At 55.4% G+C, this 19391-nt stretch carries 12 protein-coding genes and 2 pseudogenes; 11 read left to right on the top strand and 3 right to left on the bottom strand.

Annotation, left to right across the window (positions count from 1 at the left end; all coding sequences use genetic code 11):
- Positions 1-215: 215 nt before the first annotated feature.
- Positions 216-854 (bottom strand): EcsC family protein, encoded by a 639-nt coding sequence (locus tag IB250_RS28080; RefSeq protein WP_192346928.1) that lies wholly within the window; start codon positions 852-854, stop codon positions 216-218.
- Between the two features lie 1375 nt (positions 855-2229).
- Between IB250_RS28080 and IB250_RS28075 the strand changes: the two genes are divergently transcribed.
- Genes IB250_RS28075 through IB250_RS28060 form a run of 4 tightly spaced genes read left to right on the top strand, consistent with a single transcriptional unit; the run spans position 2230 to position 5185 of the window.
- Positions 2230-3630, top strand: coding sequence for a YfjI family protein (locus tag IB250_RS28075; protein ID WP_192346926.1), 1401 nt, complete (start codon positions 2230-2232; stop codon positions 3628-3630).
- Positions 3614-3961: a hypothetical protein gene (locus IB250_RS28070; RefSeq protein WP_192346924.1), complete on the top strand. Its 348-nt coding sequence runs from the start codon at positions 3614-3616 to the stop codon at positions 3959-3961. Before IB250_RS28075 ends, IB250_RS28070 begins: the two co-directional genes overlap by 17 nt.
- Positions 3939-4919: an integrase domain-containing protein gene (locus IB250_RS28065; RefSeq protein ID WP_192346934.1), complete on the top strand. Its 981-nt coding sequence runs from the start codon at positions 3939-3941 to the stop codon at positions 4917-4919. Before IB250_RS28070 ends, IB250_RS28065 begins: the two co-directional genes overlap by 23 nt.
- Positions 4916-5185 carry a hypothetical protein gene (locus tag IB250_RS28060; protein ID WP_192346922.1) on the top strand — a complete coding sequence of 90 codons (270 nt, stop codon included), beginning with the start codon at positions 4916-4918 and terminating at the stop codon, positions 5183-5185. The genes IB250_RS28065 and IB250_RS28060 overlap by 4 nt, the downstream gene beginning before the upstream one ends.
- 34 nt (positions 5186-5219) lie before the next feature.
- Here the strand turns inward: IB250_RS28060 and IB250_RS28055 are convergent, their stop codons facing one another.
- Positions 5220-6980, bottom strand: coding sequence for a hypothetical protein (locus IB250_RS28055; protein WP_192346920.1), 1761 nt, complete (start codon positions 6978-6980; stop codon positions 5220-5222).
- Positions 6981-7438: 458 nt separating this feature from the next.
- Between IB250_RS28055 and hsdR the strand changes: the two genes are divergently transcribed.
- The 3 genes from hsdR to IB250_RS28040 all read left to right on the top strand — a co-directional run bounded on the left by hsdR (position 7439) and on the right by IB250_RS28040 (position 13696).
- The gene (gene hsdR / locus IB250_RS28050; RefSeq protein ID WP_192346918.1) at positions 7439-9805 is read left to right on the top strand and encodes an EcoAI/FtnUII family type I restriction enzme subunit R; all 2367 of its coding nucleotides are present in this window, start codon (positions 7439-7441) and stop codon (positions 9803-9805) included.
- 88 nt (positions 9806-9893) lie between these two features.
- Complete coding sequence (locus tag IB250_RS28045; RefSeq protein WP_192346916.1) at positions 9894-11363, top strand: type I restriction-modification system subunit M; 1470 nt, start codon at positions 9894-9896, stop codon at positions 11361-11363.
- Entirely contained in the window at positions 11360-13696 is a 2337-nt protein-coding gene (locus IB250_RS28040) for a restriction endonuclease subunit S (RefSeq protein WP_192346914.1), read from the top strand. The genes IB250_RS28045 and IB250_RS28040 overlap by 4 nt, the downstream gene beginning before the upstream one ends.
- A gap of 140 nt (positions 13697-13836) precedes the next feature.
- Here IB250_RS28040 and IB250_RS28845 read toward each other — a convergent pair whose 3' ends face one another.
- Positions 13837-13968 (bottom strand): hypothetical protein, encoded by a 132-nt coding sequence (locus IB250_RS28845; RefSeq protein WP_263864807.1) that lies wholly within the window; start codon positions 13966-13968, stop codon positions 13837-13839.
- A 77-nt stretch (positions 13969-14045) separates the two neighbouring features.
- On the opposite strand from IB250_RS28845, the pseudogene IB250_RS28035 reads away from it, so the two are divergent.
- The 4 genes and pseudogenes from IB250_RS28035 to IB250_RS28020 all read left to right on the top strand — a co-directional run bounded on the left by IB250_RS28035 (position 14046) and on the right by IB250_RS28020 (position 19243).
- Positions 14046-15267: pseudogene (locus IB250_RS28035) on the top strand (integrase domain-containing protein).
- Positions 15268-15920: 653 nt separating this feature from the next.
- Positions 15921-16328, top strand: a pseudogene (locus tag IB250_RS28030) (ABC transporter transmembrane domain-containing protein); the annotation flags it as partial.
- 478 nt (positions 16329-16806) lie between these two features.
- Complete coding sequence (gene leuA, locus IB250_RS28025; protein WP_192346913.1) at positions 16807-18501, top strand: 2-isopropylmalate synthase; 1695 nt, start codon at positions 16807-16809, stop codon at positions 18499-18501.
- A gap of 1 nt (position 18502) precedes the next feature.
- Positions 18503-19243: an AraC family transcriptional regulator gene (locus tag IB250_RS28020; RefSeq protein WP_192346911.1), complete on the top strand. Its 741-nt coding sequence runs from the start codon at positions 18503-18505 to the stop codon at positions 19241-19243.
- Positions 19244-19391: the final 148 nt, after the last annotated feature.

Genomic DNA, 19391 nt, shown 5'->3' with positions numbered 1-19391 from the left:
TGAATGCAGGTCTATGCCACAGAATTTCATCACGGCCTCCTCACAGCAAAAGTCTAAGTTCGCACCTTGAATTTTGCGCCACCTCCGTGAGGTGGGGAGGCCGGCTAGATGATTCTCAGATTTATTTACCCCAATTACCCCCAGCAAACTTAACCTGTGGCAGGGGAGCTGACGCCCTGGCCACAGGGAAATCCGGCTATCACTAAGGCGGGTCGTTATGCCGTCGCGACTTCTTTTGGTGTAAATGTATCGCGCGCTACGTTACCAATGGTGTTGGTCGTGTAGGCATCGAAACTTCCACCAATCAAGCCACCCAGCAGGGGCACGGCTTTACCGAGATTGATCACGCCTTTTTCACCAAATTTGGTGAACAACTTGAAGCCTACCTTTTTGTTTATCTCTATCAGCGTCTTACCGGAAATCGACTTCACTGCGTTCATCGCCAGCTTGTTGCCGACGGCAATGCCGATGTCTTTCAGCACTTCCTTGGCGGAGTTGGCTGTGAGGCAGGCGAAAACCAGGGTCTTTACCTTGTCATCCTTGACGTCGTAGCCACCCAAGTGGGCGATGGCGGCGATCATGCGAATTTGTACGAAAAGCACACTCGTGATGTTGGCGGGCAACGCGACGGGCAGTGTGATCAATCCACCGAGGCCGGTAATGAAGCCTGAGGTGGCCGATTTGGTGTTCTGCCAGCGAATCAGGGAATTAGCTTGATCGTAGGCAGGGCTTTCTTCCTTGGAGTAGCTGGCTGCGAGCTCCTCGGCGGAATCAAGACCGGAGAATCCATTCACAGATCTCTCGTAGGCCCAGTCGAGGACTTGCATTATCTTTTCTTGACTTATCAGTTCCATCTTCAGTCTCGGTGCATGATTGATGGCTTTATGATGCCATACATGTTCCTTTATCCGCATTACCTTGCTTTGAACAATTTTCCTTCGCCACATCCATCCGCCTGCGCCGACGGCAGCACCCCATTTACTAAATAATTGCCCACATCCGCGACTGTATACCTGCGGATTGTGGTTCGCCAACGTGCGGGGATTCTTGAGGTTCTGACCCCCAGTTAGCCGTCTCCACCTGATCAGTAGACTGACCGCTATTGGCCGATTCTGTTGAAAACAGTCGACCCGGCCAAATGGGCAATGCATTGAGCGGTGAAAACGTCATTTTTGTACGCTGCTATGCAAAATCCGAGTCCTGATCCTTCTACGAGTAGTGCGGATTTCAATCTCAGACGCGTTCTTTTCTGACCCGAAAACGGAAGCCGACTTTTTCAACACAATCGGCCGTTCTCCGCCGGTCGTCACTACGGCTTTGCTGGTCACGTCGAATGCAAACGGTTGATCAGCACGAATGCAATTGACTGGTCAGTGACGATGTAAATTGGTGGTCAAGTCCATGCAATTACGCAGGCTCACATTAAAAACCGACAAACGACCACCCGGCCATGGAAAGCCACCGGCCTCCAAGGTCTTCCAGTGCTATCGATTGGCGCAACAGCCGCCCTCAAAATACGGTTGACCTCGAGCAGAACGAGCGCTAAACCAGAACTGTACCAGCGCTGTCCTCGACAGCACCCAGGTAGCCAGAACCTTTGAGGCTACGCCACATCGTGGTGGTTTTCCCCAAGTGCGATTAGCGTCCGGCGGCTCGCACGGTCACAGCGATGTGATGGATGCCCACTCTTCCAGAATGCCCAATGCGGCAACTCATGCCCCCTCCTGGCTGCTTTGCAGCAACTTATCCGCTTGGCCATTTCTTGCGCCAACCTTTTGCCCGTCTCTTTGCCCCCTAAAGAGACGGGCGCATCTCACACTGCTGCAGCCCTGCTCGCATGGGGCTTTGCGGCTTTCCCCCTCGTGACAATCGGCGTGACAAACGCCGAATGCTCACTCGCCACAGCGATGCCGATGATGGTGCCGCAGCCCATGAAATGGACTGCACCTGACTGACAGTCAGGCATGCCCCGGTCATCACCTCGCTGCCTTCACCCGACTCAGGATCTCGCGGCGCTGGTCTCGTCAGCCAGTGCAGCCTCCACCCGCCCACCGCTATCGGTGTTCAGGAGGCCAGATCATGAGATGCCCAAGCTCCCGGTCGTAAAGAGCCGTCAGTCCCGCGTCAGTGGACAAACCTCACAGGTCGCAGGGACCTTGATCCCTGATAACACTCAGCAACCGTGGCGGGATGAGTGGGGAGGAAGTCGATCATCTCAGGAGAATGGCGATGCACCTGTGTGAAGCGTTCGAGCCACCACAACCCTTGCTGGAATACCAGCAGGCGCCACTGCCCTACCCCGTCGAAGCACTCGGGGAACTGTTGGGCCCTGCGGTCGAACGACTGGCCGAGGTGATCGGCGTGCCCTGCGCCATGGCCGCGCAATCGGTGCTGGCTAGCGCTGCCCTGGTGAGCCAGGGCCATGCCAATGTCCAACTCGATGGTCGAACCTATCCCTTGTCCCTCTACCTACTGACGGTGGCGTCCTCGGGGGATCGCAAAAGCGCGGTGGATCACCTGGCATTAAGGGCAGCGCGCGACTGGGAGCGGCAACAGTGGACCCTGTATGCGGAAAAGCTCAAAGCCTATCGCGCCGCTACCAGCATCATGGCCAAACCCAAAACCTCAACAGTCCGTGCTGAGGCGAAAGGCGGTGAGCTGTCCGAGCCGGTACCACCGAGACTGATCATTGCCGAGCCCACCATCGAGGCCCTGATCAAAAGTCTGTGCCATGGCTTGCCCAGCATGGGCTTGTTCAATGATGAAGGCGGCCAGTTCTTGGGCAGTAGCACCATGAGCAAAGAGAACCTGCTCAAGGCGATCACCACCTTGTCGACACTGTGGGATGGCAGCCCGATCGACCGGGCGCGTTCCATGGCCGGAGAAAGCCTGCGCGCCTATGATCGCCGCCTCAGCCTGCATCTGATGCTGCAGCCCTACCTGGCCAACCAGCTGTTCAAAGACCCGGTGATCAATGGCCAAGGCATCCTGGGCCGTTGCCTGATCAGTTGGCCCGAGCGCCTGGCCGGCCAGCGACTCTACAAGGCGATCGACCTGAGCCGGGATGCCAAAGTCCAGTGCTACCAACAGCGGATTACCGCCCTGCTGCAAAAACCCTGGTCGCTTCACCAGGATGGCTCACTCAATCCCGCCACCCTGGAGCTGACTGCCCGTGCCCGCCGAGCCTGGATTGATATTCACGACACCATCGAGTGTCAGTCTGGCGAGTTTGGCGAGCTGGCCGGCATCCAGCCTGTTGCGGGCAAGGCGGCGGCGAATGTGCTGCGCATCGCGGGCGTGCTGGCCATGGTCGAAGAGGCCAGTGCGTTGGACGAAACACACATCCAGCGCGCCTCCACCCTGATGGATTACTACCTGGCGGAGATCCAGCGTTTGACCGAACAGGAGCCGGTCAATAGCCGATGCGAAGAAGCGGATCGGCTGCTGCGCTGGCTGGTACAGAAAGGCTGGACCCACTTCAGCATTCGCGACGTCAATCGCAACGGCCCTCGCTTTGCCCGCAAGAGCGCCGACCATACCGCCTCTTTATTAGTCGTACTGATCACTCATCGCTGGCTGAGCAGCCGCGACGGCAAAACTTTCGAGGTCCGCCATGTTTCGCCTCAATGACGCGGTGCGCAGCTACCAGGCGCAACATCAACCGCCGCCAGAATCGCGACGTGTCGCCACCCTGTCGCCACGTGCCAGGCCAGAAACGACGCGGGTTGTCGCCACTGTCGCCGCTGTCGCCACGCCACCAATTGACCCTGCCAACCTCGCCCTGCTGATCGAGCAACTGCGTGAGGAAGGTGCACTACTGCAACACCACGAAAACACCCTCCTGATCCGCCCGACACACTGGCAGCAGGTGGACAGGCTCAGTCCCCATTGGAAAGCCCTGCTGCTCTTTCTGCAAGACAACGAAAATGGTGATGATGATGTCCTTGGTCGGTCGGCGTGAGGGTCGCAACTTTGGCTATGGCCGCCAGCTGAGCTACGCCGGCCCACAAGCGCTAAAGGATCTGTTTGCCGGCGGCCACTTCGCCACGGTCAAAGCGCATAGCAATCGCTGGCAAGCGTTCGTGCGTTGGTGTCGGTCAGAGAACGGCCCCGGTTTCAACGATGCGCGTCAGATCGATCGACGGACGCTGCAAGACTACGCCGCTTACCTTCGCCAGCAGATCCAGCAAGGCGAACTCTGCATCGCGACCGCGCAGAACCGCCTGAGCAGCGTCAACCGCACCCTCGCCGCGCTGCGCGGTGATCAAGACGTGAGAATCGCCAGCCCGAGTCAGGCGTTGGGACAGCAGCGCTCGAGCGTACGCACCCGCGCACCGGATGGCCAAGACCATCAACAGATCCGGCGAGTGATTGAGGCGCTTGGCGAACAGCACCGCGAGCGGGTGGCCGCGATTGTCCTGTTGGCCCGAGCAACCGGTATGCGTCTGCGCGAAGCGATCCTGGCTGACCTGCCACGACTGCAACGCGAAGCCGAACACTTGGGTCGTATCAACATCCAGGACGGCACCAAAGGCGGCCGCTCGGGGGCATCAGCGCCGCGATGGATTGTGGCCAATGAAGCGGTGAAAACGGCCCTGCAGTTGGCCCGTCATGCGTCGCCGCCCCATAGCCGCAACTTGCTGGTCCGAGACGAAAGTTACGCCGCGTTCCTGCAACAGACCGTGCTCCCTGCCCGCGAAACGCTGCATGAACACGGGCTGAAGGGTTTCCATGAACTGCGAGCGGCCTACGCCTGCGAACATTATGAGCAGCTCACTGGCCACGCGGCACCGGTCAATGGTGGCCACGGCTATCGCATTGATCGCGACCTTGATCAGCAGGCGCGCCAGCAGATCAGCCATGAACTCGGGCATAACCGGATCGATGTGGTTTCGGCCTATATTGGAGGTCGAGCATGACCAAGCTGTTCGATATGGCACTGTTCCTGAGCGGCGTACTGACTGGCTCGAAAGCCACCCAGCAACGACACTTACGCCAAGCCCGAATCATGCAAGCGGCCATTCAACGACGATGGAAGCGAGACAATCCCTGGACCTGGCAGCTCAAGCATGTGCGCTGGTTTCTCACTCAGCACCTGAAAGACCATTCCGACGCTACCCGGTATTACTATGAACTCACCGCTCTATTGATCTGGAAGCGATTAGGGAATGATAGAAAACACTGATCTATCGCTCGAATCTAGGTGACTTTTTATCAAATTATTCTTGGCAATAAACGATGGGATGTATACCCGCTTCTTTAGCGGCATGCACGAACGACGATAAGATCCAGTAGAGCTGGGTTATGTTCCCTGCCACACTCTTTCCTTTCTGGATTTTCTTGAATTCCTTCTCAATAATTTTCTTCGATATGAACGAACAGCAGATGATACACCTTCGATTGAATCGATAGTCCTGCCTGATTTTGTATAGATAGTCTTCAAACTTGCCAGGAATACTTTTTCTCGTGCGATTCAAAAGACCACCGCTATATTTCTTTTGAAGCTTTTCCTTGTGCTTTTTTAGAAATAGCTTCGGGTCAACGTCCATATTACCGATGTTTTTAATGGCCTGACCCACGACATCATGGAGATTACTGGCCGACTTGCTAGGCTTCCCATGTTTGGAGTGTATGAAAGACACGGAAAAATCAGCTTGATTAAACGTGATATGATCCGCCCATTCGTTGCCTAGATCATCGCAGAAAACGTAGTCGTCAGCACCGTGAGCTATCTCAACGATATCGAATACCGAGGTGGAGTCGAACTTGGTTATCTTCTTCGTGATTTCACCTTTCTCAGAGGTCGCTGAGGCTAGCGTAGGTAGGACTTTTAAAGTCCGAAGCATTGAAGGGATTTCGTTGATCCCCGCACCGTCCTCAAAGCACTGTCCCATAAAGTACATGTACCTTGGATCGGAGAATGTGATGGTTGCCAAACTCTGCTTCTTGATGTACGCCTGGAGTGTGGTCCGTTTGCCGTTCTGCTCAAAATGAATATTTCGGAGTGCTCGGCTATTGACGGCAATCGAATGAAGATTTTTTTTGAGTGTGGCCGCCCTAAAACTACCTAGGAGTTCGTAATCGGGCGCCGGACCAATTTCGTAAACCTGTTCCATTTCCGCAATCAAGGACTTGATCTGCTTAGATGTCATCTCAATAACACGACCATGTTTGGTTGTGTAAAAAACAGGGATACCTTGATCTATTACGTTTTCAACAAAAAACGAATATTCCAGCAGAATTGCGTTTGGCGCACTCGATTTCCAGACTAAATCAAGCTCGATAAATTTTGCGAAATTATTGAGAAAGTCTTTTTCAGTAGAAGGATTATGGATGTCGTGCAGTTGTGCCTTAGCCCATTCCACGGCGTGATGTACCGATTTCCGTTCCGATGCCTCGACCACGCGACCGCTTTGCGCGGAAATAGTTTTAGTACGCCCCTTCAATTTAAGCTTAAAGAAGTATGGTATTGATCTACCCGCAGCGTGTACAGACATAAGCCCTTTCAGATCTGAAGCTTCAAAGGCCCGGCCACGCATTGCTCGATCGGACACAGTCATGTTACGGGTCGCCATCTTTTGATACTGCGCATCGACGTCGCTAAAAGCAGAGGTCAGCTCACTACTCCGAATTAGCAACGCATGTTTGTCCATGCTTTCCGTTATGCTGGCACAAGACTTTTTGAATATAGCGATACAGTCATCTATGGCAATGATCAAAATGAACGCATAGATCGTATCTTTGAGTGGCTGCTGCCAAAAATGTACATCACGGTCGGTCTTGAAGACGCGGAGGCTATAGGAGAACTTACTGCCGTCTGGAAGCGCATCATCCTGGTCCAGAATGTCCGCGATAAGCGCGCTGCCAATAGTCATATTGGAGCTGGCAGCTTCGAGGATTACCGTGAGCGTAGCCTTAGTAAAAGGGGCCGTAGGGCGGTAAAATTGGGCATTCTGTGTAAGCAGGAGATCTTGCGACATCAAGCACCCTTCCGTGGAAATTCTGATAATTGGTAGCATAATGCCACTTATGACTTGGGGTCTACGGCATACAACTCTCGACTTCACGCCGAAAGGTTGAGTCCCCCGCCAAAAACCACCACTAAAATTTTTAGAATCAACCATCCTCTGGATACCTGTCGAGTCCGGCAGGAAAGTACAGAGCCCCAAATTTTTAGGCTTCTTTGCCGATTGCCTAACGGCGTTGCTTCCTAGCCACCTTCACCCTGCCCTAGGGCACGATCCAAGATAAAAGCACTGCAGGGACGACGCGAAACACTAGTCCTGCTATGGCCTCGGCTTATCTTGCCTACAACTCCATCACCAAAATCCGATCTTCCCCCGTGCCACTATTAAACAAGGTACATTTACACCCATCGCGCACGATCAGCAGTGCCGGAATGGAGCGACCAGGCCGGCTTGAAAAGGGAATTGAGGTTATGGACAAAAAGTCGCTTTCCGAGCGGGACATCTGCAGCAAGTACATAGCCCCAGCCGTTCAGCAAGCTGGATGGGACATGCACAAGCAGGTGCGCGAGGAAGTCAGCTTTACCAAAGGTCGCATTATCGTCCGAGGCAAACTGCACAGCCGTGGCGAAGCACGCCGTGCAGACTTCATCCTCTACCATCAGGCCAACCTGCCTATCGCTGTAATCGAGGCTAAAGACAACAAGCACTCCGTTGGGTCCGGCATGCAACAAGCCCTGGGCTATGCAGAGGCGCTGGACGTACCGTTCGTGTTCTCCAGCAATGGAGATGGCTTCTTGTTTCACGACCGCAGTGGCACATGCAGCCAGGTAGAAACCGAACTCACCCTTGATCAATTCCCCAGCCCTACCGAACTTTGGCACCGCTACTGCCAGTGGAAGGGGCTGGATACAACAGCCCAACACAAGATCGAAGCGCCCTACTACGACGACGGCTCCGGGCGCATGCCCCGCTATTACCAGATGAATGCCATCAACCGCACCGTCGAAGCCGTAGCGCGCGGCCAAGACCGTATCCTACTGGTAATGGCCACGGGCACCGGCAAAACCTACACCGCCTTCCAAATCATTTGGCGGCTGTGGAAATCGAAACAGAAGAAACGCATCCTGTTTCTAGCCGACCGCAACATCCTGGTCGACCAGACCAAGAACAACGACTTCAAGCCCTTCGGCCAGGCGATGACCAAAATCGCCAAACGCCAAATCGATACCTCCTACGAGATCTACCTGTCGCTCTATCAGGCCGTCACCGGCACTGATGAAGAGATGAACATCTACAAGCAGTTCTCCCGCGACTTCTTCGACCTGATCGTGATCGACGAATGCCACCGTGGCAGCGCCTCCGAGGATTCAGCCTGGCGTGAAATCCTCGACTACTTTTCCAGCGCTACCCATGTCGGCCTCACCGCCACACCGAAGGAAACCAAAGAGGTTTCCAGCATCACCTACTTCGGAGAGCCGATTTACAGCTACACCTTGAAGCAAGGCATCGAAGACGGCTTTCTCGCCCCCTATAAAGTAGTGCGTATCGACTTCGATAAAGACCTGCAAGGCTGGCGGCCCCCCAAAGGCATGCTCGATAAGAATGGCGAGCTGATCGAAGACCGCATCTACAACCTCAAGGACATGGACCGCACCCTGGTTATCGAGGCGCGCACCCAACTGGTGGCACAGAAGGTCACCGAACTCCTCAAGGCCACCGATCCGTTTCAGAAAACCATCGTCTTCTGCGACGACATCAACCACGCCGAGCGCATGCGCCAGGCCCTAGTCAACCTCAACCCCGAGCGTGTGGCCGAGAATCGCAAATACGTCATGCGTATCACCGGCGATGACCAGGAAGGCAAGGCCGAACTGGATAACTTCATCAACCCGGAAGAGCGCTACCCGGTGATTGCCACCACCAGCAAGCTGATGACCACCGGCGTCGATGCTCAGACCTGCAAACTGATCGTGCTCGACCAGCACATCAAATCGATGACCGAGTTCAAGCAAATCATCGGTCGAGGTACTCGCATCAACGAGGACTACGGCAAGTACTGGTTCACCATCATGGACTTCAAAAAGGCCACCGAGCTGTTTGCCGACCCCGCCTTCGACGGCGACCCGGTGGTGATCTACGCCCCGGAAGGCGATGACTCCCCCGTACCGCCGGATGACCCGCTTGCCGATGAAGATGGCATCAGCGCAGGCAACGATAGCGAAGGCGATGACCTGGATTTTACCGGCGAAGATGAGGGCAAAAAACGCATCAAGTACATCATCGACAACGTCCCGATTTATGTCATCGCCGAGCGTGTGCAGTATTACGGCCCGGATGGCCGACTGATCACCGAATCGCTGCACGACTACACCCGCGCCTGCGTGCAAAAGCAGTTCGCCTCATTAGATGACTTCCTTCGGCGTTGGAGTGATTCCGAGCAAAAGAAAGTCATCATCGAGGAGATGGCCGTCCAGGGCGTGATGTGGGAAGCCTTGGCCGAAGAAGTGGAAAAGAAACAGGGCAAGCCGCTCGATCCGTTCGATCTGATCTGCCACGTCGCCTTCGATCAGCCTGCCTTATCACGCCGCGAGCGAGCAGAGCAGGTGAAAAAACGTAACTATTTCGCCAAGTATTCTGGCGCAGCCCGTCAGGTACTGGAGGCCTTGCTGGATAAATACGCCGATACCGGCATCGAGCATATTGAGGACATCAAAATCCTGCAGCTTGACCCTTTCAGCCAGTTCGGTGCGCCCATCGAGCTGGTCAAGGCCTTTGGAGGCAAGGCTGGCTACAACAAGGCTATCCACGAACTGGAAGACGAACTTTACGCAAGCTAAGGGCTGAGCACCGACGACATGCCAAAGCAGTCGTCCCCACTATCCGGTAGAATTTCGCCCCCCTTGCGGTACGCGTTGAGAGAACTTCATGTCCATTAGCTCCACCATCAAGTCCATCCAGGACATCATGCGCAAAGACGTTGGCGTAGACGGCGACGCTCAGCGTATCGGCCAACTGGTTTGGCTGCTGTTCCTGAAGATCTTCGATGACCGCGAGCTTGAATGGGAACTGATGGATGACAACTACCGTTCGCCCATTCCCGACAGCTGCCGCTGGCGTACCTGGGCCGCCGACCCGGAAGGCATGACCGGCGACGCGCTGAAGGACTTTATCGACAACAACCTGTTCCCCCAGTTGCAGAACCTGCACGAGTACAGCAACACGCCATCGGCCTTTGTGGTGCGCAGCGTGTTTGAAGACGCCTACAACTACATGAAATCCGGCCAGTTGCTGCGCCAGGTGGTCAACAAAATTCAGGAAGGCGTGGACTTCAACAAAGCCCAGGAGCGCCACGAGTTCGGTAACCTCTACGAGCAATTGCTGCGCGACCTGCAGAACGCCGGCAACGCGGGTGAGTTCTACACCCCGCGCCCGGTCACCGAGTTTATGGTGCGCATGGTCGACCCAAAACTGGACGAGAAGGTCATGGACCCGGCCTGCGGCACCGGCGGCTTTCTCACCTGCGCCATCGAGCACAAACGCAGCCGCTATGTAAAAACCGCCGAAGACGAACGCACCTTGCAGGCCAGCATCTTCGGCGTGGAGAAAAAGCCGCTGCCGCACCTGCTGGCCACCACCAACATGATCCTGCACGGCATCGAGGTGCCCAGCCAGATCCGCCACGACAACACCCTGAGCAAACCGCTGATCAGCTGGGGCCCGAGTGAGCGCGTGCACTGCATCGTCGCCAACCCGCCGTTCGGCGGCATGGAAGAAGACGGCATCGAAACCAACTTCCCCGCCGCCTTCCGCACCCGCGAAACCGCCGACCTGTTTCTGGTGCTGATCATGCAACTGCTTAAAGACGGAGGCCGCGCCGCCGTGGTGCTGCCCGATGGCTTTCTGTTCGGCGAAGGCATCAAAAGCCGCATCAAGGAAAAGCTGCTCACCGAGTGCAACCTGCACACCATCGTTCGCCTCCCCAACGGCGTGTTCAACCCCTATACCGGCATCAAAACCAACCTGCTGTTCTTCACCAAAGGCACACCGACCAAACAGGTGTGGTTCTACGAGCACCCGTACCCGGCCGGCGTTAAGAACTACTCCAAGACCCGCCCCATGCGAATCGAAGAATTCGCCGTGGAAGAGGCCTGGTGGGGCAGCGAGGCCGATGGTTTTGCCGCACGGGTGGAGAACGAGTTTGCCTGGAAGGTCAGCGTCGAAGAGCTGCAAGGGCGCAACTGGAACCTGGACTGCAAAAACCCGCATATCGGCGAACAAGTCAGCCACGACCCGGACGAGCTGCTGCGCGACTACGCCAGCCTGCAAGGCGAAATCAGCGACCTGCGCGACCAACTTAAAGCCGTGCTAGCCGAAGCCCTGGAGCGCCAGGTATGACAGCGTTGCTCACCGACAATCTGCCGCTGCTGGCCGGTGCACCCAATGGCATCAAAAAACTGCGCGAGCTGATTCTGGAGCTGGCGGTGCGTGGCAAGTTGGTGCCGCAAGATCCCAGTGATGAGCCAGCAAGTGAGTTACTTAAGCGGATTGCTGAGGAAAAGGCACTCTCAGGAAACCTCAAAAAAACAAAGTCACTTGCAGAAATTACAGAAGACGAAAAGCCTTTCGCCGCCCCCATCAGCTGGGTTCTTAGTCGGCTGGGACATGTCGGAGAGTGGGCTGTCGGCTCAGGATTTCCCACGCAAGAACAGGGGCTAACAGATCAGCCAATTCCATTTTGCAAAGTCAGTGACATGAACCTCTCAGGTAACGAGCGATTCATTCTCACTGCAAACAACTCCATAGATGAAATCACTGCTTCGCGGCTTCGAGTTAATGTTCATCCTGCAGGAACAGTTGTTTTTCCAAAAATTGGCGGAGCTATTGCGACTAATAAACGGCGCTTGCTAGTCAAGCCAACGGCAATTGATAACAATTGCCTCGGCCTAACTCCAAACGGAACCTTGTCGTCAGATTATTTGTACCTCCTTTTGTCTTCGATTGATCTGACTAGGTATCAAGCAGGGACTTCTGTGCCTGCGCTTAGTCAAGGTGTCTTAGCCGATATCATCGTGGGGGTTCCGCCACTCGCCGAACAACACCGCATCGTCGCCAAAGTCGATGAACTGATGGCCCTGTCCGACCGCCTGGAAGCCCAGCAGGCCGACGCCGAAAGCGCCCATGCACAACTGGTGCAAGCGCTGCTCGACAGCCTGACCCAAGCCAGCGGCGTCACCGACTTCGCCGCCAACTGGCAACGCCTGGCCGAACACTTCCATACCCTGTTCACCACCGAACCCAGCATCGACGCCCTCAAACAAACCCTGCTGCAAATGGCCGTGATGGGCAAATTGGTTCCGCAAGATGCCAGCGATGAGCCGGCCAGTCAGCTGCTTAAGCGGATTGCTGAGGAAAAGGCGCGGCTGGTGGCGGAAGGGAAACTTAAAAAGCATAAGCCTCTGGACGAGATCGTTGATGAAGAACGCCCATTCTTGCTGCCGCGAGCTTGGGCATGGGTAAAGCCTGAAGAGTTTTCGATGAAAATTACCGATGGCGAACACTTCAAGCCAGATACGCAAAAAACAGGTGTTTATTTTCTGTCGGCTAAAGACATTCGAGATGATGGGGTTTCGCTGGAAAATCCATTGTTCATTTCTGAAGAGACCGCAAAAAAGGCGTTACAAAGATGCGACCCTCAATACGGTGATTTACTCATAGTTAGTCGCGGGGCAACTGTTGGACGAATGTGCAAGGTCAATGTACGTGAGAGATTTTGTCTCTTAGGTAGTGTGATATTGATCAAGCCATCTGAGCATGTCCTCAGTGATTTTCTATCGATTGCCCTTAAATCACCTGACTCATTTCGCCAGCTAGTTAATGCATCGGGATCTACGGCGCAGCCTGCAATTTATCTACGCGACCTGAAGAAAATTGCACTGCCGCTGCCTCCCCTCGCAGAACAACACCGCATCGTCGCTAAAGTCGACCAACTAATGGCCCTCTGCGACCAACTCAAAACCCGCCTCACCCAGGCCCGCCTGTTGAACGAACAGTTGGCCAGCACTTTGGTCGAACGCTCCCTCGCTGAAGATGCCCAACAAATTCCTATTGTCACGGATAGGCAAGTAGCCCGCACCCTCCTAGCCGCAGAGGTCACTCATCGACTGCACAGCCAACGCACCTTCGGTCAACGCAAGTTGCAGAAGGTGATTTACTTGGCCGAACACGCAGCCAAGCTTGCCGCTATCCAAGGTTACTACCTGCGCGACGCCGCCGGCCCCCACGATCGCCAGTTGATGAATAAGGTCGAAGGTGAGATGCAAACCCATCAGTGGTATGAGCGCATCGAGCGCGAGACGGTTGGCCATGCTTACCGCCCACTTTCCCAAGCAGGGCAGCATCGGCAGGCATATAGCAACGCCTGGTCGGTCGCTGAGCAGGCCACCATTGAGCAGGTCATCGAACTAATGCGGGACTGGGATACAGATCGTTGCGAAATGACTGTGACGCTCTATGCCGCCTGGAACGACTTTATTCTTGAAGGCCGCCCGATTTCCGATGATGCCATCGTGGGCGAAGTCATGCATAGCTGGAATGACACCAAGCTGCGTTTTGGCAAAACCGAATGGTTGGCGGTACTCGCAGAGATGAAAAAACACAAGATCCTAATGCCCACCGGCTTTGGCAAGCGCACCAAAGGCGGCATGCTCAGCTTGCCCGGCTTCGAATAAACAGATGACCCTTTTGGCCGTCCTTTGCAAGATACGGAAACGAAGCATATTGCTCATTCCAGCTTCTCTCGGTATTCCAATCGGTATTCCAAAGAAATTTACAAACCAATATTAATCAATTAAATCAAACACCTAAAAACTCAGTTCAGATTACCCCGGCCCACCACTTCATCATCTAAAGACGTCCACGGACGTCTTTTTTTGTGCCTGAAATCCAGTAAATACAGGGTTTTCAGCGCCATCGGGCTCCACTGCACTTCACGCAGATCCATTTTGAAATGTATTCCAAGGCGTATTCCAAGCCTGTGGCTGGTAAATTTTGGAATACACAAACAGCGTTGGAGTACCCATGGGAGCCCAAGCCACACGCCTTTCAGACATGAAAATCAAAGCCGCCAAGCCCAAGGACAGGGACTACACACTGACCGACGGCAATGGCCTTCAGTTGCGAGTCCGAACCAATGGTTCAAGGCTGTGGAATTTCAACTACGTCGGGGACGTTCCCAGAACTCGGCTTGGCTCAAGCGCGAAAACGCACCGTTGAGGCTAGGGAATTGGTCGCCCAAGAACTGGACCCCAAAGAGCAGCGCGATGCAGATCGCCAAGCGAAAAAAGCCGCGACAGAGCACACCTTTCAAAACTTGGCGACAGCATGGTTTGAACTGAAGAAAGACTCCGTAACAACCGCCTACGCTGAAGACATTTGGCGATCGCTCACGCTGCACGTCTTTCCGGATTTACGCGCAACACCAATTTCTGAAATCAGCGCTCCTCAGGTCATCAAGTTGCTTAGGCCACTTGAGACCAAAGGCAGCTTGGAAACGGTCAAGCGCCTGACCTAACGCCTCAACGAAATCATGACTTACGGGGTGAACTACGGACTCATTCATGCCAACCCCCTGAGCGGAATTCGATCGGTCTTCAAAAAACCAAAGAAGAAAAACATGGCGACATTGCCCCCCGATGAGCTCAATGAACTCATGGTGGCGATTGCCCACGCCAGTATCAAAAGAACCACCCGGTGCCTCATCGAGTGGCAGCTCCACATAATGACTCGACCAGCAGAAGCTGCGACTGCCCGATGGTCTGAGATCGACCTCAAGAAGAAGATCTGGACGATCCCAGCGGAGCGAATGAAGAAACGTCGCACACACATCATCCCGCTCACGGAGCAAGCTTTGGCGCTCCTGGAAGCCATCAAGCCCTACAGCGGACACAGGGAGTACGTGTTTCCCGCAGACCGTAATCCCCGTACCCATTGCAACAGCCAGACCGCCAACATGGCGCTGAAACGGATGGGGTTTGAGGGGCGACTCGTAAGCTACGGAATGCGCTCCATGGCGAGCACCATCCTGAACGAACATGCATGGGACGCCAAACTGATCGAGGTTGCCCTGGCTCATGTCGACAAAGATGAGGTTCGAAGCGCATACAACCGCGCAGACCACATTGAGCGTCGACGTCCAATGATGGCCTGGTGGAGCGAGCACATTCTAAAGGCGGCCACGGGTGACTTTTCAATAGCAGCAATCCATGAAAACAGAAGCCGGAAAGTCGTCTCGATTCGTTAATCAGAGTCAACTTGATGGCGACGGCGGCGACGGCGGCGACGGCGGCGACAGCGACAGCGGCGACAACCCTCGTCGTCTCTGACCACGGGCGAGGCGACAAACTGGCGGCCGTCGCCACCACAAGTTTCGATCATGCTTTTCCGCCAAAGCCGCTGCGGTCGGGAAGGCTTCGCAGCAACGTTTGCAGTGGCTCGCTTGGCGATCTTACAAACGGTAAAAAATCTATCTAGAGCCACCGAGATCCAAGGTCTTCTACGTCAATTGCATTCCCCAATGGCCCGGTTGATCGCTAGTCGAACGCGGGGTACACCAACGCCTCACGAGGCGCAGTTAGCGGCGATCCTGAGTAAGTTCAAGAGCGCTGAGACTACGACACATCGTCGTGCTTCTTCCCAAGGAGCGAGGAAAAACTGACCTCATAAGGAGATTGTTGTCGATGCAATTGTGCGAAAAATGCGATCCACCGCGCTCTCTGCTGGATTATCGGCCCCAACCATTGACCTAATAAAATCTGTGAACTATCCGAACCCGTCCAGCCCAGGCTGATCGCCACCGAGCCCACCATCGAAGCACTCATAAAAAACCTGTGTTATGGGCTGCCAAGCATGACGAAGGCGGTCAATTCCTCGGTGGCAGCACCATGAGCAGGAGAACCAGCTCGCCTGGCAAGCGAGGAGGCGATCATCCATGCGGCACGACAGGAAAGCCACTTCCTGGAAACGATACGAGGCATACGCCCCCTGAAACTTTTCCAGCGTCAGGGCGAGCGACGCTCTGCCTGGCTGGGGCTGCTCGTGGGCCAGATCAACGCCGGCTTGCGAATCCAGAAGCTGCAATTGATCTACACACAACTTAACAGCCTAATTTTCGGACTGGAAAATCTACTAGCGCTCGGATTGGGGGCAAACCTGGTAATGAACAACCAGTTCAGCATCGGTGTGCTGATGGCGTTCATTGCTTATAAAAGCCAGTTTGTCAGTCGCGTCGCCAGCCTGATCGATCATCTGTTCGAACTGCTGATGCTGCGCTTGCACGGCGAACGCCTCGCCGACATTGTCCTGCCCCCCCGAAGACATCGCGGTCAGACCGAGTACCGTGAACTGGCCCGCGAGTCCTAAAAGTCGACGTTTAGAGTCAATACGTTAGCAGGGGTTAGCGGTAAATCAATGGGTTGTGTCAGCTGGGGTTAGCGGGCTTTCGCCCCAGTTAGCGGGGTGAATGTGGCAAATTTGTGGCATTCGCACGCTATTGCCGCCGCGTGGCCGACTGCAGTAATCACAGCATTGAACCTTTACCCACCTACTACCGTGCAAAGGGGAAGATATTTTGAAAAAGATACAGCGAGTTCGCGGGTGCACTGCAGCCAATATTTTGCAGAAATTCTTGTGATAGTGATGTAAATCACCAAAAAAATCAGTTAGGCGAGATTTAAGTGCGGCATTTAGACTTTTTGCGCGTAAATACGCAATTGGTATTATCGACTTTCGTTTAATGTTGGATCTAACGAACGGTGGTGAACAGTCGAAAAGGAGAACCCCCATGATGCTCAAGGATCCTTCCAGCAAATATCGTCATTTTAAAACCGTGGATTTGCCAGACCGCCAATGGCCCGGCAATGTCCAGGCGCTTGCCCCCACTTGGTGCAGCGTCGATATGCGCGACGGCAACCAAGCGTTGATCGAGCCGATGAATGCCGAGCGCAAACGCCGTTTCTTCGAGTTACTGGTCAAGGTGGGCTTCAAGGAAATCGAAGTGGGTTTTCCGGCCGCTTCCCAGACCGATTTCGACTATGTGCGTGAGCTGATCGACAGTGGTGCGATTCCCGACGATGTCACGATTCAAGTGATGACACAGGCGCGTAGTCATCTGATCGAGCGCACCTTCGAGGCGTTGAAGGGCGTCCCCCGGGCGATTGTGCATGTGTACAACGCGACCGCTCCGGTCTTCCGCGACGTTGTCTTCGGTGTGGACCGTAACGGCTGCATCGAGATCGCTACCCAAGCGACGCGTGAGATCAAGCGTCACATGGACAATAATCCCGGTACGCAGTGGACATTCCAGTATTCCCCGGAAACCTTTTGTTTCACCGAGCTGGATTTCGCACTCGAGGTCTGTGAGGCGGTGACGGATGCTTTCGGGCCTACCCCGACCAACAAAATGATCCTTAATCTGCCGACAACGGTGGAAGTCTCCACTGCCAATGTGTTCGCCGACCAGATCGAATGGTTCTGCCGGCATTTCAGCCGCCGTGACAGCGTGGTCATCAGTGTCCACCCCCATAACGACCGTGGCACCGGCGTTGCCACCGCGGAGCAGGCGTGCCTGGCCGGAGCTGAGCGTGTCGAGGGCACGTTGTTCGGTAACGGTGAGCGAACCGGCAACGTGGATATCCTGACGCTGGCGATGAACCTCTACACCAGCGGCATCGACCCTCGGCTGGATTTCTCGGACATCATTCATGTCCAGCGTGAAGTGGAGTTCTGCAATCAGTTGCCGACCCATCCTCGCCACCCTTACGCCGGCGAGTTGGTGTTCACCGCCTTCTCCGGTTCGCATCAGGACGCGATCAAGAAAGGCTTTGCGGCACGCCAGGCCAATCCAAACGGTATCTGGGAAGTGCCGTACCTGCCAATCGACCCCGCCGATATGGGCCGCAGCTATGAAGCGGTGATCCGCGTCAATAGCCAGTCGGGCAAAGGTGGCGTGGCTTATTTGCTGGAGCAGCATGGCATCGTAATGCCGCGTCGCTTGCAGATGGAATTCAGCAGCCTGGTCCAACAGGAGGCGGATGGCTCCGGCCAGGAAATCAGCGGTGAGATGATCCTTGCTTGCTTCACCCGGCATTACCTGGAACAGGGCAAGCCTTACGCGTTGCGGGTGCCAAAACTGGTCAGCGAGGGTGATGTAACCTATCTGGAAGCCACCCTTGAACACGGTGCGCAGCGCATCGACTTGAGCGGCGAGGGCAACGGCCCGCTGGCGGCGCTGGTCGATGCCTTTGCCCAGCGCGGCATTCACTTCGATATCGCTGATTACCACGAACATGCCACCCGTGACGGGGCCCAAGCCGAAGCACTGGCCTATGTGGAAATCCGCGTGGGCAACCAGTTGCTGTTCGGTGCCGCCCGCGATGGCAGCAGCTTGCTGGCTTCCCTCAAGGCGGTGACCAGTGCCGTCAACCGCGCATCGCGCCTGGGCCTACTCAGCGTGGTGAGCGTCGCGGTGCCTTCGTGAGATGAACGTGCATACCGCATTGGCGTCGCTCGCCGGTAACTATGGTCACGGCGATATAGTGGCTTCGCATCGGCATGAAGAGGGTCAACTGGTCTATGCCATTAACGGTGTGATGCTGGTATCGGTCGTCGGGACCACTTGGGTGGTTCCTTCCGGGCATGCGCTCTGGGTCCCTTCGGGGGTGGAGCACCAGATCCGCATGACTGGCGAGGTGCGCATGCGCACCTTGTTGATCTCACCGGGTGCGCACCGAACGTTGACGGAGGAATGCCACGTCCTCAAGGTTTCGCCGCTGCTGCGTGAGCTGATTATCGCAGCGGCCGATGAGCCTGACAGTGAACCGGCGTCAATACGCCACGTGCAGATTGTCGATCTGATTTTTTCGGAGCTCGACAGGGCGCAAAGGGTACTGGCGCATGTGCCGATCCCGGATGAGCCGAGGCTCAAGTCGCTGTGTGCCGACTTTATCGACAACCCTTCCCAGGAGTCGAAACTGGAGAGTTGGGCGGTGCAACTCAATATGAGTTCGCGCACCCTGGCCCGGCTGTTCCAGAAAGAGTTGGGCATGAGTTATGGCGAGTGGCGCAAGCGCACTCGTTTGCTGCTCAGCATGCGGCGGTTGGCCTGCGGTGTATCCATCCTGGAAGTGGCATTGGAACATGGCTACCAGAGCCCCAGCGCTTTCACCGCGATGTTCAAGCGCACCATGGGCTATACCCCGAGCAACTGCCGCCTGGTCTGATTCTCCCCCGGCGATAGCACAACCCAATCGAACATGGCCCGCCTCCAGGCAGGGCCATGTTTTTGCGCGCGCCCGGCGTGCAGGCGAGCGCAATGCAGCGGTCCGCAGGCACGTTGTCCCAATCGAAACGATGGTTGTCTGGAACTCG

Source organism: Pseudomonas sp. PDM09, from assembly GCF_014852305.1.
Classification (GTDB): Bacteria; Pseudomonadota; Gammaproteobacteria; order Pseudomonadales; family Pseudomonadaceae; genus Aquipseudomonas.
The sequence above is the reverse complement of the archived record's forward strand: the minus strand, read 5'-3'. Positions and strand labels throughout refer to the sequence as shown.

Excerpts from the sequence above, each read along its gene's own strand:
- hsdR (WP_192346918.1), top strand. The coding sequence starts at position 7,439 with ATGGACAAAAAGTCGCTTTCCGAGCGGGACATCTGCAGCAAGTACATA.
- leuA (WP_192346913.1), top strand. The coding sequence starts at position 16,807 with ATGATGCTCAAGGATCCTTCCAGCAAATATCGTCATTTTAAAACCGTG.
- IB250_RS28060 (WP_192346922.1), top strand. The coding sequence starts at position 4,916 with ATGACCAAGCTGTTCGATATGGCACTGTTCCTGAGCGGCGTACTGACT.
- IB250_RS28845 (WP_263864807.1), bottom strand. The coding sequence starts at position 13,968 with ATGGATCTGCGTGAAGTGCAGTGGAGCCCGATGGCGCTGAAAACCCTG.
- IB250_RS28040 (WP_192346914.1), top strand. The coding sequence starts at position 11,360 with ATGACAGCGTTGCTCACCGACAATCTGCCGCTGCTGGCCGGTGCACCC.
- IB250_RS28070 (WP_192346924.1), top strand. The coding sequence starts at position 3,614 with ATGTTTCGCCTCAATGACGCGGTGCGCAGCTACCAGGCGCAACATCAA.
- IB250_RS28075 (WP_192346926.1), top strand. The coding sequence starts at position 2,230 with ATGCACCTGTGTGAAGCGTTCGAGCCACCACAACCCTTGCTGGAATAC.
- IB250_RS28080 (WP_192346928.1), bottom strand. The coding sequence starts at position 854 with ATGGAACTGATAAGTCAAGAAAAGATAATGCAAGTCCTCGACTGGGCC.
- IB250_RS28065 (WP_192346934.1), top strand. The coding sequence starts at position 3,939 with ATGTCCTTGGTCGGTCGGCGTGAGGGTCGCAACTTTGGCTATGGCCGC.
- IB250_RS28045 (WP_192346916.1), top strand. The coding sequence starts at position 9,894 with ATGTCCATTAGCTCCACCATCAAGTCCATCCAGGACATCATGCGCAAA.
- IB250_RS28055 (WP_192346920.1), bottom strand. The coding sequence starts at position 6,980 with ATGTCGCAAGATCTCCTGCTTACACAGAATGCCCAATTTTACCGCCCT.
- IB250_RS28020 (WP_192346911.1), top strand. The coding sequence starts at position 18,503 with ATGAACGTGCATACCGCATTGGCGTCGCTCGCCGGTAACTATGGTCAC.